Source organism: Hyphomonas johnsonii MHS-2, from assembly GCF_000685275.1.
Classification (GTDB): Bacteria; Pseudomonadota; Alphaproteobacteria; order Caulobacterales; family Hyphomonadaceae; genus Hyphomonas; species Hyphomonas johnsonii.
This window is the reverse complement of record NZ_ARYK01000002.1, coordinates 293,522-320,033: the sequence shown is the minus strand read 5'-3', so window position 1 is coordinate 320,033 and position 26,512 is coordinate 293,522. Positions and strand designations below refer to the sequence as shown.

15 protein-coding genes and 1 pseudogene are annotated in these 26,512 nt (G+C 57.1%); 13 read left to right on the top strand and 3 right to left on the bottom strand.

Annotation, left to right across the window (positions count from 1 at the left end):
- Nucleotides 1-166 precede the first annotated feature (166 nt).
- From HJO_RS06365 to HJO_RS18900, 8 genes and pseudogenes are all read left to right on the top strand, one after another.
- A complete protein-coding gene (locus tag HJO_RS06365; RefSeq protein WP_051618350.1) occupies nucleotides 167-2,398 on the top strand; it encodes a chondroitinase-B domain-containing protein in 2,232 nt (743 codons plus the stop codon).
- 2 nt (nucleotides 2,399-2,400) lie between these two features.
- Nucleotides 2,401-4,623: a heparinase II/III domain-containing protein gene (locus tag HJO_RS06360; protein WP_051618349.1), complete on the top strand. Its 2,223-nt coding sequence runs from the start codon at nucleotides 2,401-2,403 to the stop codon at nucleotides 4,621-4,623.
- A gap of 1 nt (nucleotide 4,624) precedes the next feature.
- Entirely contained in the window at nucleotides 4,625-4,990 is a 366-nt protein-coding gene (locus HJO_RS06355; RefSeq protein ID WP_035615065.1) for a cupin domain-containing protein, read from the top strand.
- Nucleotides 4,987-6,300 (top strand): MFS transporter, encoded by a 1,314-nt coding sequence (locus HJO_RS06350; protein ID WP_035615063.1) that lies wholly within the window; start codon nucleotides 4,987-4,989, stop codon nucleotides 6,298-6,300. The genes HJO_RS06355 and HJO_RS06350 overlap by 4 nt, the downstream gene beginning before the upstream one ends.
- Nucleotides 6,301-6,351: 51 nt before the next feature.
- A complete protein-coding gene (locus tag HJO_RS06345; RefSeq protein WP_035615061.1) occupies nucleotides 6,352-7,107 on the top strand; it encodes an SDR family NAD(P)-dependent oxidoreductase in 756 nt (251 codons plus the stop codon).
- An 89-nt stretch (nucleotides 7,108-7,196) separates the two neighbouring features.
- Nucleotides 7,197-8,216 (top strand): sugar kinase, encoded by a 1,020-nt coding sequence (locus HJO_RS06340; RefSeq protein WP_035615058.1) that lies wholly within the window; start codon nucleotides 7,197-7,199, stop codon nucleotides 8,214-8,216.
- A 547-nt stretch (nucleotides 8,217-8,763) separates the two neighbouring features.
- Nucleotides 8,764-11,718: a TonB-dependent receptor gene (locus tag HJO_RS06335; RefSeq protein WP_156945456.1), complete on the top strand. Its 2,955-nt coding sequence runs from the start codon at nucleotides 8,764-8,766 to the stop codon at nucleotides 11,716-11,718.
- A 297-nt stretch (nucleotides 11,719-12,015) separates the two neighbouring features.
- Nucleotides 12,016-12,720 (top strand): annotated as a pseudogene (locus tag HJO_RS18900) (IS6 family transposase).
- A gap of 72 nt (nucleotides 12,721-12,792) precedes the next feature.
- Here HJO_RS18900 and HJO_RS06325 read toward each other — a convergent pair.
- Nucleotides 12,793-15,423: an ATP-binding protein gene (locus HJO_RS06325; protein WP_035615054.1), complete on the bottom strand. Its 2,631-nt coding sequence runs from the start codon at nucleotides 15,421-15,423 to the stop codon at nucleotides 12,793-12,795.
- A gap of 296 nt (nucleotides 15,424-15,719) precedes the next feature.
- On the opposite strand from HJO_RS06325, the gene HJO_RS06320 reads away from it, so the two are divergent.
- The 4 genes from HJO_RS06320 (at nucleotide 15,720) to HJO_RS06305 (ending at nucleotide 23,144) form a co-directional block, all read left to right on the top strand.
- A complete protein-coding gene (locus tag HJO_RS06320) occupies nucleotides 15,720-16,292 on the top strand; it encodes a hypothetical protein (protein ID WP_035615052.1) in 573 nt (190 codons plus the stop codon).
- A 42-nt stretch (nucleotides 16,293-16,334) separates the two neighbouring features.
- Nucleotides 16,335-18,599, top strand: coding sequence for a M12 family metallopeptidase (locus tag HJO_RS17610; RefSeq protein WP_084141657.1), 2,265 nt, complete (start codon nucleotides 16,335-16,337; stop codon nucleotides 18,597-18,599).
- Between the two features lie 24 nt (nucleotides 18,600-18,623).
- Complete coding sequence (locus tag HJO_RS06310) at nucleotides 18,624-20,195, top strand: hypothetical protein (protein ID WP_156945441.1); 1,572 nt, start codon at nucleotides 18,624-18,626, stop codon at nucleotides 20,193-20,195.
- Between the two features lie 228 nt (nucleotides 20,196-20,423).
- Nucleotides 20,424-23,144, top strand: a complete 2,721-nt coding sequence (locus HJO_RS06305) for a hypothetical protein (protein ID WP_156945440.1) — start codon at nucleotides 20,424-20,426, stop codon at nucleotides 23,142-23,144.
- 291 nt (nucleotides 23,145-23,435) lie between these two features.
- On the opposite strand, the gene HJO_RS06300 is transcribed toward HJO_RS06305, so the two are convergent.
- Together HJO_RS06300 and HJO_RS06295 are read right to left on the bottom strand one after the other, a co-directional pair.
- Nucleotides 23,436-24,584, bottom strand: coding sequence for an acyl-CoA dehydrogenase family protein (locus tag HJO_RS06300; RefSeq protein WP_084141654.1), 1,149 nt, complete (start codon nucleotides 24,582-24,584; stop codon nucleotides 23,436-23,438).
- 200 nt (nucleotides 24,585-24,784) lie between these two features.
- On the bottom strand, nucleotides 24,785-25,462 hold the full coding sequence (locus tag HJO_RS06295; RefSeq protein WP_035615043.1) for a Fe2+-dependent dioxygenase: 678 nt from the start codon (nucleotides 25,460-25,462) through the stop codon (nucleotides 24,785-24,787).
- 81 nt (nucleotides 25,463-25,543) lie between these two features.
- On the opposite strand from HJO_RS06295, the gene HJO_RS06290 reads away from it, so the two are divergent.
- Nucleotides 25,544-26,410: a hypothetical protein gene (locus tag HJO_RS06290; protein ID WP_035615041.1), complete on the top strand. Its 867-nt coding sequence runs from the start codon at nucleotides 25,544-25,546 to the stop codon at nucleotides 26,408-26,410.
- Nucleotides 26,411-26,512 lie beyond the last annotated feature (102 nt).

Here is a 26,512-nt window from a genome sequence, read left to right as displayed (position 1 = left end):
GATTTACGGAGAATCCCCGATGTGTGGGTATATTCTGCCCTGGAATTTGCTGCGAAGACAGCAAACGTCTCTACCCTTGAGCAATATTGGTATAGAAGATTGGTTGACATATTGATCCGCGCCGTTAGCTATTGAAAAAACCGCAAAAGCGGTGAGGGAGGTTTCGATGGCTTTTGGAAGACTGGCGGTCGCGTCGGCGATTTTGATTCTGGGCAGTTGTAGCGGGCAGGCGCTCAAGCCCGCCCAGGCCGTCTATCCTTTGCCGGCTGAAACGGGCGCGATGATACGGGTTGCCACTCAGGATGCCTTTTCCGAAGCCGTCGCATCAGCCAAGCCGGGCGATCAAATCGTTCTTGCCGATGGCACCTGGCAGGATTTCGATGCGCTTTTTCAAGCCGAAGGGACACAGGAACACCCTGTCCAGCTGACGGCTGAAACACCGGGAAAGGTCATCCTGTCAGGACAATCAAGTCTCAGGCTTGCCGGAAATCATCTGCTTGTATCGGGACTTGTGTTCAAGGATGGCTATACGCCCCGCAGTGAAGTCATCAGCTTTCGGCGTGATAGCGAGGCATTGGCGAACAACACGCGCGTCACGAACGTTGTCATCGATGGCTACAGTAATCCCGATCGCACGCAGCGCGATCTTTGGGTCGGCCTTTACGGCAGGAACAATACGTTCGACTTCAATCATCTCTCGGGAAAGCTGAATGCGGGCCCCACGCTCGCCGTGCGCCTGGATACAGCAGCCAGCCAGGAAAACAGGCATCGGATCAGGCACAACTATTTCGGTCCGCGCCCGGTATTCGGCTCAAACGGCGGTGAGACACTTCGCATAGGCACCAGCCACTATTCGCTGACCGATTCCCTGACCATCGTGGAGAATAACTTCTTTGACCGGTGCAGCGGTGAAGTGGAGATCATCTCGAACAAGTCCGGCGGCAATATATTCCGTGGCAATACATTCTATGCATCGCGCGGAACGCTGACGCTGCGTCACGGCAATGGAACGTTGGTAGAAAACAATCTGTTTGACGGCGCAGGTGCACCGTATACGGGCGGCGTGCGGGTCATCAATGCCCGGCAAACAATCCGGAACAATTACTTCAAGGACCTGACAGGCAATCGGTTCTCCGGCGCGCTTGTCATCATGAACGGCGTGCCGGACTCGCCCATCAACCGCTATCATCAGGTGGTTGGCGCCGTGATCGAGAACAATACGTTTGATGGCGTCGCGGCGATTGAATTGGGAGAAGGGTCTGACGCCGAGCGCACGGCCACTCCCGTCAACTCTGTCTTCAGCCGTAACCTAGTGGTCGGCGCTGATGGTGGCAGTCCGATCAATCTGTATGACGACATGGGTGGCGTGGCTTTTTCCGGGAACCTGTCATCTGCGGCCCCGCCGGCCGTTATCGCGGGCGGATTTGACCTCCGCCAGAATCTGACGCCGTCCGGTGGCGCGTTTCTGGCAATGATTGATGGCGCCGGAGCATCGGGCACTTATGGGGTCGCAAAAGACCAAACGGGTGTGTCCTGGTATCCCAAGGCCTCCGAAGCGTCGCCATTTGAAGGCGGCCGGGACATTCAGCTGCAACCAGGCACGGACGTCCTGTTTACAGCCCTGAAGACGGCTGAACCGGGCGATCACTATACGCTTGCACCAGGATCATACCGCGAATCGAAGATTATCCAGGTCGATACACCTGTAACCATCGCGTCGCGCGGGGGCGACGTTGCGGTCCTGTCGTTCGAGCGCTCGCACCTGTTTGTTCTGACCGGCAATGGAAGCCTCGCGCTTGGCGGCCTTGTCGTAAGCGGTGACGCCGCGCCCGATGGATCAGGCAACAGCTTTATCAGCACCAGCTCAATACGTGGCAGTGGAAATCACATTCTGTCACTCAGCCATATTCGGGTTCAGGACTTCGATGTGAACAGGGGCTTCTCGGTCGTCTCGGCTGCCAAGGGCTCATTCTTTGACCGAATAGATGTCGAGAATTCTGACTTCGAGAACATTTCGGGAGCCGTCTTCAAGCTCGATGAAGAAACCGACGACTACGGGATCTACAATGCCGAATTTCTCAGCATCAGGGACAGCCATTTCAAGATGATCGGCGGCCCCATCGCGGCCGTCTATCGCGGCGGCCGGGATGAAAGCACATTCGGGCCGCATGTCGATGTGACCGGATCAAGTTTCGAGACGGTCGCGAATGGCGACCAGCCCCTGATGGAGCTGTATGGCATTCAGAAGGGCAGTTTTACGGGAAACACGGTTGTGGGTGCCAAGCCTATCGCCCTGACGTTTACGACCGGGCTCCCGGTCTTCACATCCAGCGGCAATACCATTGATGGGGCGACCCAGGACGCGTTTGCCGACATCGCTGACGAGAGGAACCGCTAGCTGTGTTGAACCAACCCTTCTCCCATCCAGGACATTGGGCCCGCACGGCAGGCCTGGCGCTGTTCGGCATCACGCTGGTAGCTTGCTCAACCGCAAATCCTGTTGATGTGCATGCCCGTCCAGGCGTCGCTGCACCGTCCGGCGAAACACTGTTCGACCACTCCATCGCCGCATTGAGGGCGTCGGTTGATGAGCGGCGAGCGGAAGGTGTCGATGTGCCTGTCCCCGTTGATGCTGGCGGCGGCTACACCCATGAGCAGCACAAGCAGAACGCCAAGACAATCTATGAGGCCGGCATGCTGTATCAGCTGACCGGCGAGTCGAAATATCTCGACTTCGCAGCGCGTATCCTTTCCGATTATTCAGACCTGTATCCAACGCTCGGTCTGCATCCGCAGGTCAATCCCGAAACACCCAGCCGCCTGTTCTGGCAGGGCCTGAATGAAGCGATGTGGCTCGTCTATGCTGTTCAGGGCTATGATGCCATCCAGGATGACTTGTCCGCCGAACAGCGCAGCAAGATCGAAGACCAGCTCCTTCGTCCCATGGCAGACTTTCTGTCAGTGGGCTCTCCGCAGACATTCGACCGCATCCATAATCACGGCACATGGGCCGCCGCCGCGGTCGGCATGACGGGGTATGCGCTGGGTGAGCGCGACTATGTCGAAAAGGCGCTCTATGGGCTCGATAAGTCAGGAGACGCCGGGTTCATCAAACAGGTGGACGCGCTTTTCTCGCCGGACGGTTACTATGCAGAAGGGCCCTATTATCAACGCTTCGCGCTGATGCCGTTTGTCTTGTTTGCCCAGGCCATTGAGCGGGGTGATCCTGAACTCAGGATCTTCGAGCACCGCGGCGGCGTGTTGCGCAAAGCCATTACGGCCAACATCCAGGAGACCTATGGCGGACGCTTCTTTCCGATCAATGATGCGATACGGGAAAAAGGCCTGAACACAGCCGAGCTGCGTTACGCCGTCGCGATAGCCTATGATCTGACGGGCGATGCCTCCCTGCTCAGCATCGCGCAGCAGCAGAAAAGTATTGTGCCGACCCCGGAAGGCAAAAAGCTTTCAGATGCCATTGCGGCAGGCAAGTCAAAACCATTCGCGTTCAAATCACAAAAACTGCGGGACGGACCGGATGGCGACCGTGGCGCGCTGATCACGCTGCGCTCAGGGCCGGAACCGGACGCGGCGGCACTGGTCTTCAAGGCAACGTCCCAGGGCTTGGGCCATGGGCATTTCGACCGCCTCGGACTGCTCTATTATGACAATGGCGATGAAGTGGTGGCAGATTACGGCGCAGCAAGGTTCCTGAATGTCGAACCAAAGGATGGCGGGCGCTATTTGCCGGAAAATGCGAGTTGGGCAAAGCAGACGGTGGCGCACAACACATTAGTGGTCGATCAGTCCAGTCAGTTTGATGGCGATTGGGAAGAGGGCGAGGCGTATACGCCGACAATCCTGGCCTTTGATGACACCGTGGGCGCAAGCTACGCCGCAGCTGAAATCACCACCGCGTATACGGGGGTTACCTACCAGCGCGTCGTGGCAATGGTTGATCGTGATGGCGGCGGCTCGTACGTGATCGATGTCGTGCGCGGCGCGAGTGATGCCCCTCATACGTATGATCTGCCGGTCCACTTCAAGGGCCAGCTGATCGAGACGAATCTGCCATTCACCTACGCGGTCGCACAACTCGTTCCGCTCGGCATTCGCGCTGGTTACCAGCATCTCTGGAAAACTGCCGAAGCCAGTGGGGTCGCTGCTGGCGTGACGTCTGATCTGTCCTTTTTGATTGATGACCAGTTCTACACCCTGACCTTCACGGCGCGCCAAACGCTCGGTGCCTACCTTACCCGGCTCGGAGCGAACGACCCCAACAACAATCTGCGCAACGAGCAAGCGATGATCCTTCGCGCGACGGGCAAGGATGCGACGTTCCTTTCGGTGTATGAGCGCCATGGTCGATATGACAATGACGAGGAAGTCACGGTCTTTTCAGGCGGCTCTGTAGAGCGCCTTGATATCAGCCGGTCTGGACGTAGCGATGTCTATACTGTCATTCCGAAAAGCGGCGGCAGTATCCGGGTGCTGTTTTCAGACGATACGGCGCCGACCGCGACCCATCAAATTCAGCTCGATGACCAGACCGTCAACTGGAATGGTCCTGTTGGCCTGCACATTTCGGCTGGCACTGAACACAGCACCAAAGGGGAGAACTAGAATGACGGCGCACATTCAGTCGAAGCTGTTCATGACCAGCCCGCGGCATGAGGCAGAAGAGCTTGGAGGCGGTATCTACCGCACCCTGCTCGGGCATGATGACAGGATACTGATGGCCAAGGTTTGGTTCGACGGTGGCGCGGTAGGGGACGTACACAAACACCATCATTCCCAGGTGTCCTATGTGCTTTCTGGGAAGTTCGAAGTGGAGGTCGATGGGCGAAAGCAGGTCCTTGACGTCGGAGGCTGCTTCTTCGTTCCGTCAATGGCTCTGCACGGGTCTGTCTGTCTGGAGCCGGGAGTCCTGTTGGATGTGTTCAGCCCGGCGCGCGAAGACTTTCTTGGTGGGGAGGCTGTCTCGTCATGAAGATCAAGGGGCTCAGGTGGTGGGTCGTGACGCTGGTCGCGTTAGCCACTGTTATCAATTACATCGATAGGCAGACGCTTAACGTGTTGTGGCCTGCGCAGATCGCGCCAGACCTTTTCCCTGAAATGAGTGCCGATGGGCACAAGCACATTCTGGGTATTGTTTCGGTTGTCTTCATTTTCTCCTACGCCTTGGGTCAGGCGATTTTCGGGAAGATCTTCGATTGGGTCGGAACACGTCTCGGCTTCGTTCTCTCCATCGGTGTCTGGTCTTTGGCGACGGCGGCCCACGCATTCGCTCAAGGCGTTTTGAGCTTTAGTGTCTTCAGGTCCATTCTGGGGATGGCTGAAGCAGGAAACTGGCCGGGCGCCGCCAAGGCGAACGCTGAATGGTTTCCGGTTGATGAGCGGGCGTTGGCTCAGGGCATCTTCAATTCAGGCGCGGCCATCGGCGGCATTATCTCCATTCCATTGATTGCCTACCTGGCGATCTTCCTGGACTGGAAGCTGATATTCATTCTGGTCGGAGCGGTTGGCCTGTTGTGGCTTGTGCCATGGCTGGTCATCGTGAAGGCTCCGCCAAAGTATCATGCCTGGTTGAGTGATGGTGAGCGCGAGTACATCCTCAGAGGACAGATCAATGAGGACTTGAACGATGACGGAAATCTGGATGGAGGGTATAACCCCTCCACGCCTGAGCTTCTTTCGCGCAAGCAGAGCTGGGGGGTGATCATCGCATCTGCCGCGATTGATCCCATCTGGTGGTTGTTCATTATCTGGATCCCGACCTATCTCTTTGAGGTCCACGATTTCAACATTAAGGAGCTCGCGGCTTCAGGATGGCTGCCTTATGTCGGTGCGATGATCGGGGCGTGGTTTGGCGGCCTCCTGGCGCAAAGCCGCCTGAAAGCCGGCTGGAGTGTCAACAAGACACGCAAGTTCACAATTACCTTGGGTTGCCTGATCATGCTGCCGGCACTGCTGGCGATGGCTGTTGCCGTGACTCCCGCTTTGGCGCTTGGCCTGATGTTCGTCATCCTGTTCGGCTTCCAAACGGCCATCGGGAACGTCCAGACCCTGCCCAGCGATTTTTACGGTGGCAAGACGGTCGGAACATTGTCCGGGTTCGCTGGTATGGCCGCCAAGCTCGCGGCGGCTGGCCTGACCTATCTTGTGCCCTGGCTGACGATGGGCGCAAATTACGCGCCGGTCTTTGTCCTGGGCGCTGCTCTAGCCATCACGGCGATCGCGAGCGTGTGGATCTTGTGTGGTGAGATTCGCCCCCTCAAGCCCCGCACCATCGCGGCCTAAAATCATCGCCTGATCCTTTGACCATCGATCTGCAAGTAACAGGAAAAGAATATGAGTGACCTAAAAGGTAAGACAGCCATCGTGACCGGTGGCTCCCGCGACATCGGCCGGTCCTGCTCCATCAAGCTGGGAGAACAGGGCTGCAATGTCGTCGTCAACTACAACGCCAACCAGACTGCCGCTGACGAGACAGTCGCAGCCATCAAGGCGGCTGGCGGCAGAGCCATCGCCGTGAAGGGAGACATGACCAGGAAGGCTGACGTGGACAGGCTCGTTGCCAAGACGGTCAAAGCTTACGGAGCTGATATCCATGTTCTGGTAAACAATGTTGGCGGCTTGGTAGCGCGCAAGAAACTCGCCGAGATGGACGAGGAATTCTTCAATCACGTCATGGCTCTGAACATGAACTCGACATTCCTGGCAACACAGGCGGTTGTTCCGCATATGCCAAAGGGAAGCTCGATCGTGAATCTTGCATCACTGGCCGGCCGTGACGGCGGGGGTGGCGGCGCGTCTGCCTACTCTGTGTCCAAGGGGGCGGTGATTACCTTCACACGGTCGATGGCCAAGGAACTTGGCCCTGAAGGCATTCGCTGCAATGCGCTCTGTCCTGGCATGATCGACACGACATTTCACGATACGTTCACGCCGGATGCTGTTCGAAGGAATGTCGAGAGTTCAGTGCCCTTGCGTCGTCAGGGTCATCCCGATGAGTGTGCGGAGACGGTAGTGTTTCTCGCGTCTGAAAAGTCGGCCTACATCACAGGCGCGAACATTGATATAAATGGCGGTATGTTCTTCTCGTAAGGTGACGGCCTCCCTGCTGCTTCAGGTGGACCGGCGCGTACTCTGGGACTGCGCGTCGGTCCATTGTCTTCAAATCAGAAAGTGTGGATATGACAGCCACCATAGTAACCCTCGGTGAACTGATGATGAGGTTGTCGCCGCCACGCAAGTTGCGCTTGAGGCAGGCGACGTGTTTCGATGTTTGCCATGGCGGTGCGGAAGCGAATGTTGCGGTATCCCTCGCAAATTTCGGCGTTGTCGCGCGCTTTGTTTCAGCTTTGCCGGACACCGAACTGGGCACTCAGGCGTTGATGACGCTGCAGGCACAGGGCGTCGATGCGCGCTTTGTGTCTCGCAGCGATGGCCGCATGGGCCTTTATTTCATGGAAGAGGGGGCAGACTATCGCGCTGGTTGCGTGATCTATGACCGTGCCGATAGCGCCTTTACACACCTTGATGCGGCAAGTGTGGATTGGGATGCCGTTTTCGATGGTGCAGACATGTTTCATCTGAGTGGCATCACGCCGGCGATATGCGCAGCAACGAGGCGCCTGGCGGAGCGGAGTGTTGCAGAAGCCAGAAGCAGCGGGGTGCCGGTCTCCATTGATCTCAATTATCGAGAGCGTTTGTGGACTTACGGTGTGGCGCCTTGCGATGTCCTGCCGGCACTGGTCGAGCAGGCCGACACGCTGATTGCCGGCCGGGGTGATTGTCCTGCCTGTCTCGGCATCGACGGAGATGGTGAAAACGGTAGCGATGAATGGGCGCATTCACTCGGCGTGAAGCTGACAGACCGATTTCCGAACCTGGCCAATATTGCCATTACAATCCGCTCGTCCACAACCGCTGAGCACCATGAGTGGAAGGCCTTCCTGCGCCGGGGCGACAACGCGGTCTTCTCGCGTGCCTATGACATGCATGGCGTCATCGACCGCGTGGGCACAGGCGACGCATTCAGCGCGGGTCTGATCTACGGGCTTGTCCAGCATCAGGACGCGCAAGAGGTGGTGGATTTCGCCGCTGCCGCCAACTGCCTGAAACACGCCATCAGAGGCGATGCGAATTGCGTCACCGTCGATGAGGTCAAGGCCCTCGCCAGCGCGACCTCATTTGGGCGATTGAGACGCTAGGCAGGCGCCGGGCCTGCGCCACTGCAAGCGATTCTGGTCGCACTCGCGGCGTGTGGCCACTCTCCCGGTGCTTTCGTTGATCTGCAAAAGTGTGGCCCGTTTCGGTACGGGATCGCGTTAGTTGGCCATGGCCGCAATCTGTGCACGAGGCGTCAGCGCAGTCGGCTTCGCATCCGTACCACCGAGAGCAGGTTGCCATGCCATATGTACGGTCCAGATTGACTACCAATTCAAATTGATTGGAGAAAAAACGTGCTGTGCCGGCCTGCATTGGTCCGTCAGTTGTGTCGTATTATTGCTACATGGCAACAGAAAACCATAATTGGTAGGACCAATAAATCAAAATAAGTAAACCAAAGCGGTTGACACTTTATGGGGTTGCGTGTTGGCTATCGGTCAAGCCTTCGCCTCGAGATGAAGTCTGAGATAATTCCAAAGGGAGAGAACCGGAATGCCAACTCAATCACAAAAGAACTCCGTCCGCTGTGGACCTAGCCGGTTTTGGCGCGCTGGCTTGCTTGCGGGTGTGGCGTTGCCGCTGGGCTCGATGGCTTTGGCGCAAGAAGACCCTGCAGCGGTGCCGGCAGCCTCGGTTGAGGGAGAGGCGCGCCAGGACGTCGTTGTTGTTACCGGGATCCGGGCCTCGCTCGCGACGGCACTCAATGAGAAACGCGCGGCTGACAACCTGGTCGAGGTCATCCGGGCAGAAGATATCGGCAAGCTGCCGGATCAAAACCTCGCCGAAGTTCTTGAGAACATCCCGGGCGTCCAGATCACGCGTGAAGCAGGTGTTGGCAAAGGCGTTCAGATCCGCGGTACGAATTCAAACCGGACAGAGATCAACGGTGTATCGACGGTGGGCTCTGGCTCTGGCCGCGGCGGCATCAGCTTCGAGGACGTTTCTGCTGCCATGATCGCAGCCGTTGAAGTTACCAAGGCGTCCGAAGCGAAAACGATTGAAGGTTCCGTCGGCGGGACCATCAACCTGCGAACAATTCGTCCGCTTGATCTGGACGATCGTCTGTTGAGTGTGCGCATTCAAGGCGAAGACAGCAGTCTGACAACCGATGGCATCAAGCCCAGATTATCCGGCGCCTATGGTGACAATTGGACAACATCCGCCGGCGAGTTCGGAGTCGTGGCGAGCTTGAGCTATGCTGAACAAGATGCGACCGCCTTCCGTCCGCGCGTCGATCGCGACAATTTCGTCGCAGCAGATGGCGGCTCCGCGAACGCCCAAGCGTTCAATTTTCTGCCCATTCAGTTCCTGATCCAGGACTATGACAACTACGAATCGGAAACGACCAATTTTTCCGGTTCGTTGGAGTTCAGGCCAACTGGTCTTGAGAACATGAAGTTCTATTTTGATGCAATCGTGAACGATCAGGAGCGCAGGGAACAGAGCTCTCGGGTACAGGCGTCAGGCGTTTCCGATCTTGCTGGTACATCGGTTCCCGATCAGTTTGAAACGGTCAATTTTGGCTCCATTGGTGGCCAGAATCTCGGTAGCGTGGAAGCGGCGGTCCGGGGCGTCATTCCCGTCCAGTCCGACGGGAGTGACGGAAACCTGCGTCTTTCGGGCGATACAAACTCTCGCCTGACGGACAGCCGGATTTTCCGATTGGGTACAGACTGGACCCTCGGTGACAAGCTTTCAGGGCGCGTCGAGATTGCGACCGCAACGTCTGACACCAAGACCCCCAGCATCAATACGACGCTCAATTTCCTCAACCCGAATGCGCCCACCTCGCCGACGTACACGGCAAACGACAACGGCACGCCGTTCGCCTACGATCTGACAGGGGGCAGACTGACATGGGGTATCGCCTATGATGCCCCCTTCGCGCCGACAGCTGCGGATATGGTTGATCCTGCGAACTATGCGCTTCAGCAGGTGCAACTCTCAAAAAGCAAGGCAGAGAACTCCGAAGACGCATTCCGGGCCGATTTTACGTACGAGGAAAACGAGAGCTTCTCCTTTGACTTCGGCTATCGCTTCAACAAGACGACGAGCCTCAATGACGATATCACCTCAAACGTCTCCTTGAGTCTTCTGCGCGACAGTCCAACGGGGGATCTGTTCGCAGACCTTCTCGCTCCGGGGCCGAACAACTTTAATGCAGCTGATGGAAGAGCGCTCTATGTGCGCGATTTCCTTCTCATCAACCCGGATATCGTCGCTTCAGATCCGCAGCGGGTTCTCGACACGCTGAACGCCGCTATTGCGGCGAACAATTTGATCACGGGTTCAACCCGCGGTCCGATCAGTGCACCAACATCGGCCCAGGCGGCGTTCTTCGATATCGAGGAAAAGACCCATGCCTGGTATGGGCAGGCTAATTTCAGTGCCGGCATGTTCCGCGGCAATGCCGGCCTTCGCTACATCCAAACCGATATCGCGTCGACCGGAAACACGATCGTCGGTGGCGTGGCAGCGCCGACGACGACAGAGGGCAGTTATGATTTCGTGCTTCCGCGGTTCAACCTCGTGGCAGACGTTCGTGACGATGTGGTTTTGCGCGCCAGTTGGGGCAAGGATATCCGACGCCCGGATTTTGACGACCTGTCCACATCGTACACGTTTACCACGAGCCCTAACCCGGCTGTAAATCTGGGCAATCCGGGCCTGGAACCTCAGGTAACGGAGTCCTTTGACCTCGGGGCAGAATGGTACTTTGCGCCATCGGCCGTGCTGAGCGTCGGAATTTTTCAGAAGAAGCGCACCGGACTGTTTGTCTCTCAACAGGAAAATCCGGTAGAAACACCTACGGTGGATGCCAATGGCGTTACACAGCTGGTTCGTGATGTTACCGACCCTTGCGAAGGTGGTGGTATTTTCAACCCCATCTCTCCTCGGAACGTTTTCGCGCCGCTAGATCCTGTTACGAACCTGCAGACAACCTCGGGTGTTGCCGGGGTATGTGTTCCGTCAGCGCAACTGGTGAACGATCCGGGGGAAACCACCCAGAAAGGTGTTGAGGTTGCCTTCCAGTATGATCTGTCAGCGTTCGAGGACAGACTCGGCTGGGCCTCAGGCTTTGGTGTTGTGGCAAATTACACCCACCTTAGCTTTTCCCCTGGTGAGGGCGTTTGGGAAGCCACATCGCGTGCTGCGACGGTTTTTGCCGCCAACGGTGCCACGGATGTTCAGTTGCCGGTGACGGAGATTGATCTGTCTGAGGATTCCTACAACACAACGCTGTACTATGAAAAATACGGGCTTTCAGCCAGAGCGCGTTATACGTGGCGTTCAGCCTACCGTTCGGAAGATTTCGGCAGCACCTCCAGTTATCCTTGGGGCTTCCCGGTTATTCAGGAAGCCAGAGGACAGCTCAATGCCAGTATCAACTATGCTGTGAATGAACATCTGAACATCGGAATTGAAGGTGTGAACCTGACCGAGTCGCCTGTCGAGCAGTCGTGTGTCAACGAAGGCGGCCTGCTGTGTTTCCAGGGCCTTACGGATCGGCGTGTCGTCTTTGGTGCCAGCTACAACTTTTAGAGAAAAGTTCCGTTGGAACAACAGCGGCCCGAGTCAAACGAAGAGCGCCTCACTGATGTGGGGCGCTTTTCTTGAGCGGACAAACGTGAGTATCGAACGTCGAAAGACTTGCGCCGATAAGAGAAACCGAGATTTGAAAACGAAAGTGTCTTGGCGTTCAGCTGAGTCAGAAGGGCAAAGACACATAGCGATCTGAACGGCGCGGATAGCAGATAAAAAGCCATTGTGAAGGGTTATGACGGCATTGTCAGCGGAACCGGGGTCGAGACGGCGCATCCTGGCGTTTAGCCTCAGGAAATGACAAAATCACCCTTTCGCTATTTTAAGACATCGCCTGAAATCATCCAGCTCGCGGTGATGATGTACGCGCGGTCTCCGCTGTCTTTGCGCAATGTCCAAGACTTGCTGCATGAGCGCGGCAACGATATCTGCCACGAAACAGTCCGGCATCGGGTAGACTGATTTTGGATCTATTTCGCCCATAGGATCCGGAAGCGTCGGTCAGGAAGAATGAGACAGTCGCCGCAATGGCAGTTGCATCTGGACGAGGTGTTTGTGAAGATCGGTGGGCAGACTCACTATTTGTGGCGTGCCGTTGACCATGAGGGTGAAACCCTGGAGTCCTTCGTTACGAAGTCACGCGATAAAGCTTCAGCCCTGAAATTTATGCGAAAAGCGATGGAGCGTTACGGCAATCCGCAGTTTGTTGTGACAGATCGTTGCCGCTCATGCCGTGCCGCAATGAAGATGATCGGAAACGAAGCGCGCCAGGAAACTGGCCGGCATCTCAACATTCGGGCCGAGAATTCACACCTGCCCTTCCGAAGGCGAGAGTAAGCAATGTTGCGATTTCGTCGCATGCGAAGTCGGCAGAAGTTCGTCCCAATCCATTCGTCAGTGTACAATCACTTCTACTTCGAAAGGCACATCAACTCCCGAATTCGATTCAAACAGAAACGCGACGCCGCCCTTCGCGAGTGGCGCGACCTTCTCGTCGCCTAACATTTGCTCGTTCGCGAATAATGGAGACGGGTTCGCATTGGCCTGCCAGCATCAGCCCGACAGCGGCCGCGATCAGGTGTTTGGCAGCAGCCAGGGTTCGTTCTGAATTCTCAAGATGACATCAGTCCGGCTGGTTGCATTCAGTTTTTTCAGGATGGATGAGACGTGATTTTCCACCGTTCGGCGCGAACGCGAGAGCGCGTCGGCGATCTCCTGATTGGTGGCGCCGACTGCAAGCTCGCGCAGGACTTCCTGCTCGCGGTTTGTCAATCCCATCGGGTGTGAGCGGGCGGCGGAATACGGACCTCTGGGCTCTTGCGCCAATGCTCCCTGAATTCCCCGCTCTATCGCAATATTGCGGCATTGGGTGACGAGCGGTCGCGCCTGCATTTCTACAGCGATGCGGTGCGCGGAAATGATATCGGTGTGGCCTCCGCAAAGCATCCGAAGATAGGCTTCGTGATATTTCATCCCCAGACCACCAAAGGCGCGGGCTGCTGCGTCCAACTCGCCGGCCTCGATATGCTGATAGGGTGGGGGGAGATCGCCGAACATACGCCTCTCCAGATCCAAGCCGCACCGCAACCCCCAGAACCAGAGTTCAGCCATGCGCCAGTTCATGACAGAATCCTTTCCCACCGAAAGTACGGCGTTGAGGTGCTCTTCTGCGACAGATGGCGTGCCATCCAGCGCCGCGGCCTCAACAAAGGTAGTTCGGACGGGAACAATATACTGGGATTCGCCGGTGCTGAGGGCAGCGCGCAGCGCCTCCGAAAGCGCGGTGTGAGCGCCCGGCCGCCCTAGTCGTACGCGTGCCTTGGCGAGGACAATCTGCGCCGGAAGCTTCATCAGCAGTGTTTGATTGCGCCTGTCCATGACGCCCTGGGCGATGGTCTCTGCGTCTGTCAGGCGGCCCTGGGCAAGCCGTAGATGGGCAAGCCATCCGATCAGATAGAAAGTCCACGAATCCAGATCGTGTTCCGTGTCGAAAGCAATGCCGTCTGAAAGGACCTGCTCGGCCAGAGCGAAATCCCGGAACTCGACGGCGTACTCCGAAAGGTTGGTATACACTCGAGCGACGTCTTCATGGCGCCCGAGCTTGCGGGCCAGTTGCAGGCTTCTCTCCATGTCCGCCAGCCCCTCAACGCTGCCACGAAGAAGTTTTGCCGATCCGACATTGTTGAGTGCGTGAATAAGCACGTCGTCACTGTCAAATGCGGCGGCCATATCGATAGCCCGTTCTCCCCAGGCAATCGCTTCCGGCATGCGATCATTCAGCATGTGGAACTGGGACCTCATACTGAACGCCATCGCCTTTTCCGCCGAGGCCCCTTCGTTTTCGAAGATTTCAACAGCGCGGTCGAGAAATTGAAGCGCCTTGGATGCCTCGCCCCGATACCAGTAGAGGCGCGACAGCCAGCGCAGATTTTCGCCGACCTTGTCGGTTCGGCCCAATGCGCGCCAGAGGCTGACTGCGTGCTGCCGCGCATCGATGACATCGTCGTCAATTTGCAATGACAGACCCGCTTCATAGGCCCAGTTTTCGTAGAGCGTTGCAGCAAGCTCAGTATCCGCATCACTGACGAAATCCAAAGCTGTCGCGAGATGGCCCGTCGCTTCGCGGTGCGCCCCGATTTCGGCGGCTCTTCTTGCCGCAATCGGGGCGTACTCCAACACGGCGGCCGAATTCAACGCACCGGCAGCATGGTGTACAAGCTGGTCCAGTGGTGGGTCATCGCGGTTCAGGAGGGTGGCAAGCAGCTTCTCGTGGATCTCGGTCTGTTCGTTTCTGGTGAGTCGGTCGGCAGTTGCCAGCCTTGCCAGTTCATGACGAAACCTGATCAAGCCATCCCCGTCCTGTTTGAGCAGTCCATGACCGATACAGCCTTTGGCGAGGATGTCGACAGGCTCTTCGAACAGCCCATCGAGCAGGGTCAGATCGATCGGCACAGGAATGAGGCTCGCCGTTTCCAGAAAGGAGCGCTCCGGCGCGGTAATCCTGTTGAGCCTGCCATTGACGACTTCCCGGACTGACCGTGGGGCGACCGTAATTTCGTTGCCCTGTGAGGCGAGTAATTCGGTCACAAAGAAGGGGTTTCCACCTGACACGGACAGGATCTCGTCGGTCGAGAATTTTTTTGAATGATTGAGCTGAGCAATGCCATCGAATGACAAGGGTTTAAGGGTGATATGATGCACTGATTTCGAGGGTAAGTCGCCAAGTACCTGATGAAGCGGGTGGGCCTGGTCGATTTCGTCATCCCGGTAGGTCGCGACCAGAACGATTGACAAGGCCGATATACGTCGCCCGAGGAAGCGCAGGAAATCCAATGTGCCAAAATCAGCCCAGTGGATATCTTCAATGATCACGACGCCAGGCCTGTCGGGACTTGACGCTGCGCTGAGGATTGCGGGGAACAGCCGATCCGCCCCTGACCTCATACTTGCCAGTTCTGCGCATTCTCCGCCCAGACTCGCCGCGATCTCCAGCACAGGGCCCAGAGGTCGGGGGGTGAACAGCGCGTCGCACATTCCAGAAGCTATTTGAGCGCAATTGTGCACATCCGCAGCGAATGCTTCCACAAGTGACGTCTTGCCGATGCCAGCTTCGCCAGTGAGCAGCACAACAGAGCCGCGCCCGAGTCGCGCGGTCTCAAGCAGCCCCTGCAAGGTTTTCAACTCGCTTGCTCGTTCAATCAACATTGCTGTCAGACTAGGCGAGCGACGGCGCTTCGCTCAAACACTATTTGTCACTATCTGCAGGTTTTTCTGCAGATCTAGTCACCAAATTCGGTCGATTGGCCGCAACATCGCGGGAAGCAAGGTTCTAATCAAGCGTGTCGAAAACCAGGTATGCTGTTTCCGAAAAATGCGTAGCCTGCCGGATATGATCCCATCCTTATCGGAAATAGGCTTTCCCACTGTTGAATACAGTGAGGAATGGAATGGTTCGGCGTACGGCAAGGTCGAGTTCAGATGCAGGGTGGCGCTGGCAACTCATGACGGCTGGTATACTGGCTGGGGTGCTCATTCTCGCGAGTTGTTCGAAGGCTGAATCGAGCGGCCCGGAAACCAGTGATACGCCGTCCGCACCTAGTGTGAAGGCTGTCGTCGACGGCAGGATTGTTGCGACCATCGGCGGTGAAAAGCGCGAGTGGTATGTCACGCACGTCGATAGTGACGGGGAATGGAAAAGCGGCAGTTTCTGGCGGGATGCACCGATGAAGTCGGCTCATCTGGCGATTTCGGGTCTCACTGAAAAGGACATCAAACCGACGGGCAAGGGCGACATGCGCCTCAGTATGATCGTCACCAATTTGAGCGGATCGCCGCAGGTCATGAGTTCGCAGATGTTCTTCCTGCCTGACGGGCCGGTCAAAGCCTGGGCGTCTGATGAGAACGGGAGCTTTGCCGTCGTGGTAGATCACGTATCGATAGATGGAGATTTCCTTGAGTTGGAGGGGGATTTCGCGGGCGAAGTCGCCCTCGACGCAAAGTATGACACCGAAATGCCGCGAACCTTCAAGGTCGAAGATGGAGCGTTCGATGTTCGTGTCCGCAAGTATGACTAGCATTGGCAGAACAGGCGTGTCCGCATCGTCGAGGAGTGAAAGATGTTAGTGAGGTCTTTGTATGCCCTGGCCGTGGCGTCCGTCATCGGGTTGTCCGCTCCGCTCGCCGTTTCGCAGGAAGAGACGCCTGCAAAGGCAACTCCTCTGGAGCCGCCAGCGACTCTTTCCAAGCGCCCGGTATTGCCCAAGTCCGACACAAATCGATCGACCAAGCTGCGGTTGCCCAGCGGCAAGGTGATCGACAAAAAAGACCTTGTGAGGAAAGAGGGGCCGCCCACGATCACCATACCTGACAAGGTTGTGCGACCGGAGCCAACGATCAAGCCTCCGGCGTTCCCGGAAGCCGAAGTTCGGTGGGAAACTATCACGGCAGTTCTTCCGGGTGAATCGGATCCGTCAATCATCCCTTATGCAATCGAGAATGGAATTGCGGTCCTGGATGGTGATATCGAACTTGGGCCTGTTAACCGACTGGCCGATATCTGGGCGTTGCCAGAGCCATTGGAAGAGGGGGGGGCGTCCGGCCAGCAGGCAACGACGACCCGCAGGCAGGGGCTTAATGCGCTCGTCAACACCGACGCCCTATGGCGGAACGGTCGCATTCCTTACACGGCGACGGGATTGCCAGCTGCGGACCAGGCCGCGCTCGATGCGGCTGTGCGCTCACTCAATTTGAAGACCAATCTCACGCTCGTTCCGCGTACCACTGAGGCTGATTATGTCGCCGTCGTGATCGACAACACGATACCGGGCGTCGGCAGGTCCTCACTTGGCCGACAAAAGGGGCGTCAGGTGTTGCGGCTCAAGGCAGGAAGGTGCGGTTCAGGCTGCATCACCCATGAATTCCTGCATGCGGCTGGATTCGCGCATGAGCAGAGCCGGTCCGATCGGGACAACTATATCGACATACTGGAGGACAATATCCTCAAGAAAGGAAAGGGCAATTTCAAGTTCAAGAAGGGCTCGCAACCGGTAGGTCCCTACGATTTCAGGTCGATCATGCACTATTCGGCAACGGCGTTTGGAAAAGAGTGCGAAGGTGGGGCAACATGCACGACGATCCGGGCCAAACCCTCAACCAACTATACTGGGCGACTGGGCGGCAGTGTCCTCACAAACACGGACATTCTTGGCATCAATGCAACTTATCCGGTGACGAGCCTGGCGAGTGGATATGACTGGGTTGATGGCGCGATTGCATCATTTGTTGCTGTCGGCGACCTCAACGGAGATGGAAAAGCGGAGTTCGCAGTCGGCCGGCGTGCGACGGGACGTGACCGATTGAAAATTTATGACGGTGGGGCTTCCGACAACAGATCGATTGTTTTCTCAGCCGGAGCTGATTGGGGGGATGGCGCATACCTGACGGACGTCGCATTCGGCGACGTGGATGGCGACGGATTGCTGGAGATCGGCGTGACGCGGCGGTCAACAACAAACAATCGCTATTTCATCTATGATGACCTGCAGCATGGAGGAACCCTGCTGACATCCGGCGGCGCCGATTGGGGCAGCAGCTACTACGCGACCAGTATCGCGTTCGGGGACATCGATAATGACGGACGTGACGAGTTTGCAATCGGCCGCAAGGCCGGGGAGCATGGCCGCTACTATCTGTTTGATGATGCCAAGGCCGGCGCGCCATACAAACGGCTTCATATCGGGGGATCAGATTGGGGAAGTGGCGGCTACACAACAGCCTTGGCGTTCGGGGACACGGACGGGGATGGCAGGGATGAACTCGGCGTAGCCCGGAAGTCGGGCATGAATATGCGCTATGAAGTCCTGAAATGGACGGGAAGCGCACTTCAGCAGGTCGGCTCGGGTGGCGCCGACTGGGGTGATTCCTATTACGCAAAGGCAATTGCCTTTGGAAACATTGACGATGATCCGGGTGAGGAAATGTTGGTAGGAAGGGTCGCAGGTGAGAATGCGCGCTTCTTCCTGCTGGATGACCAGGCGCACGGATTTGCGCTAATCGACAAGGGCGGGGAACTATGGGGGGACGCATACTTCGCGGTTGCCGTTGATTTCGGCGACGTGGACGGCGACGGCGATAATGAAATCGTCGTCGCACGTCACGCGAAAGAAAATAAGCGGTTGATGGTGTTTGACTACGATTCGGTAACGCGAAAGATTCGACCGCTGCCTTACAATGAAGCCTTTCCTGGAACGATCAGCGCGATGGATGCCGCGACAGGAGATATTGATGGCGATGGCCGGGATGACATCATCGTCTCAAATACGGCACGAAAGCAGGGGCAGGCGCGGTTTCAGCTGTTGCTGTCCGGAAAACACGTCAACTGACTGCAGACCCGATCAGGAGGAACAATGGCCCATCGCATGATTGCCCTACCTTTGCTGTTGGCCATGAGCGCCATCATCGCCTTGCCGACCATGGCGCAGGCTGGTCCGACGCCCCGCGACCTGGACAATGTGTCTCGCGAAAAAATCAAGACGATCCCTTCCCTTGATAAGGAAGGCGCCGCAGCGGACGAAGAGGCGCCCGCGAAAGAACCAGCGTTCCCAATCGTGCGGAAGGTGGAGAAGCCGCTCCCTTCCATTTCCACCCGGGACATCCTGAGTGATCGCGCATCGACGTCAACTTCACCTGGCTCTTCCGGGAGCACATCCGACTCCGCGCCTGCAGCGGTCACGACCCAGCTCACAGGACCGGAGGGTGAGCCCAGATACTCCGCTGTGTCAGGCACTGATTCGGGCAACACAAGGATCGTTGACCTGAAAGATACCTTCATCAGTGGCATTCTGTGGCGAGAAAAGAACAACAAGCCCTGCAATATGCGGTTCTGGACACTCGATCATGCGTTTGGCAAAGAATCCTGGGAGCCATGTACCGGCATTGGCGCGGCTGCGGTTTTCGATTCAGGTCATGAAGTGCGGTTGGAGCAGGGGACGGCAATAGGCCGGATCCAGGTTTGCGAATCCCGGAACTCGAAGCGCATTAAAGGCATCAAGGTGTATGGTGATCGCATCAATGCGGACGGAACCACAACCTATCATCCGGCTATTTCCACAGACGAACTCGCCAATTGCAAGACATGGAAGCAGGATGTGCTTTGCCCGACCGGCACGCTGTCGACCGGGCTTGTCATCCATTATGAGCAAGGAAACACGCCGGCGGCGACGGGGCTGCAATTGGTTTGCCGCGCCGTTGGTGTCGAGACTGTCACAGTCAAAACCGATGAGGCACCCGTCCCGTTCGAGCCTCTGGACGTCACGCCGACGTTAAAGCCAGCCATTCTCGGCGACGCCCCTGGAGACAAGAGTGACAAAGGCAACGAAGTGACGGAAACCACACCTGAAGTGGGCTTCGCAACGGGAGCGCCCACTTACACGGCGATTTCTGGCCGTCGGGGGGATCAGGCCTACACGTTCGAGTTCGGCACACGGGCGCTAAGCCGAATCGATTGGAGCGAAAAATCCGACAAGGCATGTCGGCTCTCACTTTCCTCATTGCGGGAGGGCGAGGACACGGCTGTCAGGATCATTGAGCAATGCTCCCGTGGAGAATCATTTGCCTGTGAGAACGCCACCTGTTCGGGCAATAAGTGGCTAGGTGGTGAGCATACCGTGAACATTATCGGGCAGCGCCCTGCAATTACGGCCTTGAGTGTTTGCACCAACGGAAAGTCCAATGGGCGGGTGAAGGGCATGGAAGTTCGTGGTGGTGAGATCCTCGACACGGGCACCGTGTCTTCGGTGACTGACGTGTCCAAGGACAAGCTCTCTCACTGCAGGGACTGGAAAACGCTCGTTATATGTCCGTCAGGTTCAGTGGCGACAGGCGTGCGCGCCCATTTTGACCCCGGAAAAGGCACGAGCAAGAATGTGGCCCAACTCGTGGGAATGCAGCTCGCGTGTCGAACGGTTGAGGTGGACTGAGTCCGTTTGGGGCCAGTTCCTGTCGTGTCAAAGGAAGAGATACCGGGACTTTGCGATTGCCAATTGCTTGTTGCTGCGTGCCTGCGCGGCATGGCGGATGTGGCGCCGGTGGTCGCAAATCGGCGGGATGGGACGGGAACGGGTGACTGAACCGGTTCGCCTGGCGCTGCCGCCGTGTGGGCGTGGTGCAGGCATGTCTGGAAAGGTGGGACTATGCTGACAGGGCTCATGCGCATCTACGCAATTGGCATCGCTATTCTAATGAGCGGTTTACAGGTTTCGGCAGAAGAATGGCCAATCAAACGCTTTGAGGTCGTTGCGCTCGAGCCGGCAGGCCATGCAGACATGATTGCGGGGACCGAAAAAATCCCCGTCCTTGTCACCCGCATGCTGCGAAGCGTGAATATTGATCCTGATCAGATTCTCGATTTTTCAGAGGTGGAGCTTGATCCGGAAACCAAGACTGCGATGGAAAGGTTCCTGAATGACGCGGCCGGGCTTTATGAGAGTTGGGGGTTCGGTCCGCCCAGCCTGGAGCCTGTCGTGGAACTCGAAAACGGCGCCATGGCCCACAGAGTATACCTGGTCAAGAATGTCATCATCAATGACACGCATTATTCAGGGATGAAGATCGGTAGCTGCGAGGGGATGTTTTCCGAAAGGATCATCCTCCTGTCTGCTGACGCAATTCTATCAGCCAAAGAGTACGCGCCGGACGGGACCGTTCTGAATAATGGGCGGATTACGGTAAATGGATACGCCACACTCGCGCATGAGCTGTTTCATGCCGTTCAGCATGGAAGTGTGTTTGCTTCGCGGTGCTCAAAATTCACGGGTAGTGTTGGCGATTGGATAACGGAGGGTCAGGCAGATGCGATTGCGTGGGATGCCGTCCGCAGGTTGCGGAACGCCAATCCGGATGTGACACCAGGCAAGAGCTGGGGGCTGCGGGATTACCAGTTTTCACTCCCGATTCCTTCCGTCAGACCTCCCGAGACAGACGGCTACAGGACATCTTCCTTCTGGAGATATCTTGCTGAGACAGCATCGGGCGGCACACCTGGCGCTGAGCCTCAAAGCGTCGACTACAGTTTCATGGCGAGCATGTTGGCGACTCCGGCTGTCGCCAGGGATTGCAACGAGACCAGCGATGCTCCCTGCCGTGCGGAATTATTCTGGCTCGACCGCAATCTGCGCACACAGTTCGGAAAGCCGCTCCGTGATTTGTATGCGCTTTTCATGCAGGCATACGGACAATATGATACTGCTCGGGTCAGGGATGTGACGCACAGCTGGCGGGGTGAGGCGTTTCCAAGTTGTTATCCCATTGTGTTCCGCAAAACGGATGATCCTGAATTCGGAAATGCCGTCAATGTGCACCACGTCCAGGTCGACACGTTCAATGCGAATGCGACCACCTGCTTCCTCGTCACACCAGTGGGATACGATAGTGACGTTCGCGTCAACGTGCGTGTGGACGACTCAGATGGCCACTTTTCCATACAGGACCTTGCTGCCGGTATAGAGGGGCCGCCTTACCGGTCGGAGAATGCGAAAGTGGAGCGCGGTCGCAATGATGGCGACCCCCGCATGACGTCCTGGGAGTTCGACTTCGAGGGGAAGGAATCAACGATGTTCTTTCTCAGTAATGTCGCCGACAATCCGGCGAAAACATCTGTTCTGGATGGCCTGCCGGTGACCCTTATGGTGGTCAAGGAATATGGTCGCATGAGCAAGGGTAAAGGTGCCGGCGTGCCTGGGATCGAACAACCCATGCGGATTGAATTCGACAAGTTCGGCCCCAAGGACGTTGTCAGGACCACAACTGAAATCCACCAGAAGGCAGGATTCCTGCGCCCATGCATGGTTCGGCTTACCATGCGGAATTCGAAATCAGATGTTGCCATTGAGGTTGCGATGGACCATGAGGGGCCGATATTGCCGGGAACTTATGACATTGCCTATCTGGAACACGGACAATATCAGCCAACGGATGAGCATCCGGACGAGTTCGTCGTCTCTTTCGGGCTTGGCAAAGACGGCCACTATATCGGAAATCGCCAGATCGCATATGGCGGCCAAGTGGGAACCGTCGAAATCACTGCGTTTTCGCCAGATATCATGGCAGGACGTGTTCGCGTCCTGGGAAAAAAGGAGCTAACTGGCTACCTGCGCAAGGAGCAGAGGGCGCAATATGACGCTGCACCAGAGTCGATGTCGGTTGAATCAGTGTTCAGTGTCTTGCCCCGGGTTCATCCGGGCGGGAAAGGCCTGCTTGCAAACGACAATTGCTTCGATCCGGACCCGTCCAAATGGTACGCCGCCTCTTCACCCGATATCAAAGCACCCCCTCCGGCACCGACTGATGCCGGTGACACCTCTTCACCGAGGCGCGATGGCGACGACCCGGTCGAGGAACGTGAAGCAGAGGTTTCAGCGCCCCCCACTACATCTTCGGACGCTGGCAAGACGAGCACCGCGCCCGGTTCAGCTACAAGCGGAACCATATCAGCTCTATGCCGTCCCCTGTATTTCACGGAGACTCAGTCCTTCAATGCCAATCCGGAGCTGCCGTTTCGGTTCAATAAGCCAGTCGGTTGGCAAGCAGAGCTCTTGGATGGACCGCGTTCTGGGAGGATATCGTCGCCAGACTATCCAGATGGCGGGATCGAGTACAATATCCGCTGGCTTGTGAGACGATCCGACAATGCCCAGTCCGAGGCAATGCGGAAGATACTGGGAGAAGTCGTCGGTACTGTGAACTACGGGGCAGAATCGGTACCCGTCTACAGCTACCAGATGGGAGATACCCTCAACACTTATGTGACGCTCCCGGTTGGCGACCGGTTCATCGACGTCGAACTGCTCTTCAAGGGTCGCCGCTCATGCGACATGAAACCCGTAGAGGATTTGCGCGCACTCTTTCTCAATTCATTCCAGGCCAAGTAACCTGCGGAGGGAGTCGCCAGCACTTCGGTGCCAGGGCGTAGGGCGGGAGTATTTGGCTTAAGGAGAGGGCCGGGACACCGTTCTGCCACTTCAAAACTTCATCCGAGATCATCCAGCGGGGCGCGATGTATGTCAGATTTCCTGTCTCGTTTCGCAACGGCGCCGACATGCTCCTTGGGCGCAGACATTGATGTTTCCCACGACAGCGTCTGCTTCACGGCAGCTGTTTCGTCACGCACGTCGCTCAACTGATAAGAAAGCGGCGGTCAGCTTTGCCCAAGCTTGCCGTCGCTAAGGGCAGCCAATTGCTCTGGCAAGGATGTTTCGGTGGATTTCGCTCGTGCCGGAATAAATCGTCGCCGCCCGGGTGGCGAGGTATTTTGCCTGAGCGAAATCGCTATGCGGTGCTGCCATCAGCCCTATTTCGGTTATGGCCTGATGCAATTCGGTTGCAAGGAGTTTCAATGCAGACGTGGCTGGCGCTGGCGCCACGGCACCCTGGCCAGCCCCAATACGCATTTCGAATGCCTCGAAATCATCAATTTTCCGTCCCAGGTCCAATAGTCTGGCCTGCACCGTCGAGTTGGTGCCACCCGATTCCGCCGCCTCGCGTTGCGCAGCCCGGTGCGCGCGTCGCAGGACGCCGGTTGTGGTATTGTTGGAACGCGCGATCGACATCAAACGCTTGGCTGTCTTCCAGCCTTCACCAATGTCACCAATACGGTCTGATACAGGCGTGCGGACCTTGTCGAAGAATACTTCGTTGGTCTCACACTCGCCATCAAGGAAGCGGATCGGGCGGACCTGAATTCCGGGTCGGTTCATTTCGACAAGGAGGAATACAAGGCCCTCTCCACCTCGCGATCTCGGGTCAGTGCGGGCCAAAAGAAACATGTGCGTGGCGTATTGCGCGAAGCTCGTCCAGAGCTTGCTACCGGTGAGAACAAAATCTTTGCCATCTTGTTCGGCTCGCAATGACAGGGCGGACAAATCTGAGCCGGCCTGGGGTTCGGAGAAGCCTTGGCACCATTCATGCTCACCACACAAGATCGCTGGCAAGTAATGCTCTTTTTGTGCCGGTGTCCCATCCTCAATGATCAGTGGGCCGATTGTGCGGATGCCCGATGATTGCAGGATCGGCGCATCTCGCTGGGCACAGGCGTTCTCAAAGTAGAGCCGCTGCGCTGTACTCCAACCTGCTCCGCCATATTCGACGGGCCAGGTTGGCGCAAGCCAACCCTGTGCATGGAGCTTGTCTCGCCAAATCTGGCAGGCGTCCGGAGCAGACTTGAGCCCCGTCGTCTGGCGACCCGCCTGGCATAGGGCTTCGGTCAGGGCGTCATCAAGGAATGCTTTCACGTTGGAGCGAAAGGCCTGATCGACATGCCCGGCTGCAATGTCCCGTTCCGCTGGAGGTGGAGTCAAGCCTGCGCCATCCATCTCGGTCTCCGTCCGTCTGGTCAAAGATAAGGCTACGGCGCGCGGCGCACTGGCGGCAATAAGGGATTATACGGGGTATGTCCGGCCAGTCGCTCTGACTGGTCTCCATCCCATGCAGGCGGTCAGGCTGCCTTCGCTCGCCTTCCTCAGCAGACGTTGGGTGTAGAATGCGCCGCGTCAGTGTGCGGCAGAGGGCAAGTTCACGCGGCACTGAACTTGCGGATCAGGTTCGCTATTACCTTGTCCAGTATCAACCGTTCCGCGGATTGCGGTGCCAGCTGAGGGGACAGACTCGCCCGCAGGTTCTCAAGGTCAAACACCATTTCGCGCTCGCCAGCATCAGGGATGGTGCTTTCAATCCAGCCGACGACGGCGAGCCGCGCTCCGCGTGTTACTTCAGCGACGCGGTGTAGAGATGAGGAAGGATAAAGAACAAGAGAGCCGGCGTCCGGTTTGACGCTGAGCGTCTCACCGGCGCGTTCTATGACGAGTTCTCCACCGGCATAGGACTGAGGATCGGATAGAAACAGCGTGTAGGAGAGGTCTGTTCTTATCCGCGAGTCACCGGTGCCCATATGGGCATTGTCGATGTGCAATCCGTACGCTCCGCCTTCCACAGTCTTGCTCACCACTGGCTCTGAGAACCTTCGGGGCTGGCCGGCAGCGCGAATAACCGGATGCGCGGAAATGGTAACGAGCAATTGTTTGCAGAGCTTGACGCCCGTGCGCGAGGAAAGGTCGGCCTGGAGATTGTGTTTGACGTGCTTGGCTGTCGATCCGGCAGTTTCCGCCCCGTCCCGCCAGCGCAACGTTTCGATCAGTGCGTGCGTTTCGAGCAACCCTTTTTCGTCAAGCATATCAGAGATCGTCAGCAGCATGGCCGCTCCACTTGCGAATAAGTTGCAATTACTGGCAGTATGCTTAGAGCAATGAAAACGGGTTTTAAAGGTCGCAATCCTATGGACATCACAATCAAGCGCTGGACACGTCTTGGTCTTGGGACCGTGATGGCAGTCGGGGTGATCGGCGCATGTGGTCGGCCGGAGAGTTCAGCCAGCTCTCGCGGCGAAGAACACCCCCAACCTTCTGCAGAGATGCCTGCTGAGGCCATGCCCTCACGCGAAGCTGGCAACGTGGCGGTCGCATTCAGTGGAGAGGGTGGAGAAGGAGAAGGGGGCGTTTCGGTGACAGCGGCTGCAACCGATGCAGTCGTCTACAATTCGGCGCTTGCGATTGCAGAGGCGCATGTCGTCGCGGCGCGAGACGCCTATATCGCAGGTGAACATGAAGCTGCTGGTGAGATGTTTGCCCACCCGGTTTCGGAAGTCCTGTTTGACCTTCAACCCGTTCTGACCGCGCAGGGAGTGGATGATTTCTCCGACCTGCTCCTGGATGCGTCGGCCGCGGCTTTGTCAGGGGCAAGTGTAGAGGAAATCGCCGCGCATACCGACAGGATCATTGCCGCATTGAGAGACGCTTCAACCAAGGCTCCCGATGATGAATCAAGTAGTGCCTTTGTGGCCGCAGGTGTGTGCGCTGACCAGATTGAACGCGCCGCAGACATGTACCGGATCGCCGCTACGTCCGATCATTATGAGCCCTATCTGGACGGCTACGGATTTTACAAGGCAGCCAGAGCCGCGTTCGAGCGAAGCGAAGCCGCCATTCGATCTGAAAACCCCGACGCTGGGGTGAGTATAGAAGCAGCGTTGCATTTGCTCGCCGGCGCCTATCCATCTGCGCTTCGGCCGTCGGCGCTTGATGCTGATCAGTCTGCACTGACCGTTGCCGCCTCCAATGTCGTCCTTTCTACCGGGGACAAATAGCGCAGTATTTCGCAAGGTCGGTACGCTTTGCAACGGATGAACAGATCATTTGTCCGCAGGTGCGAAATAGGCACGTACTGAGTCCTGACCAACCAGGTTCGT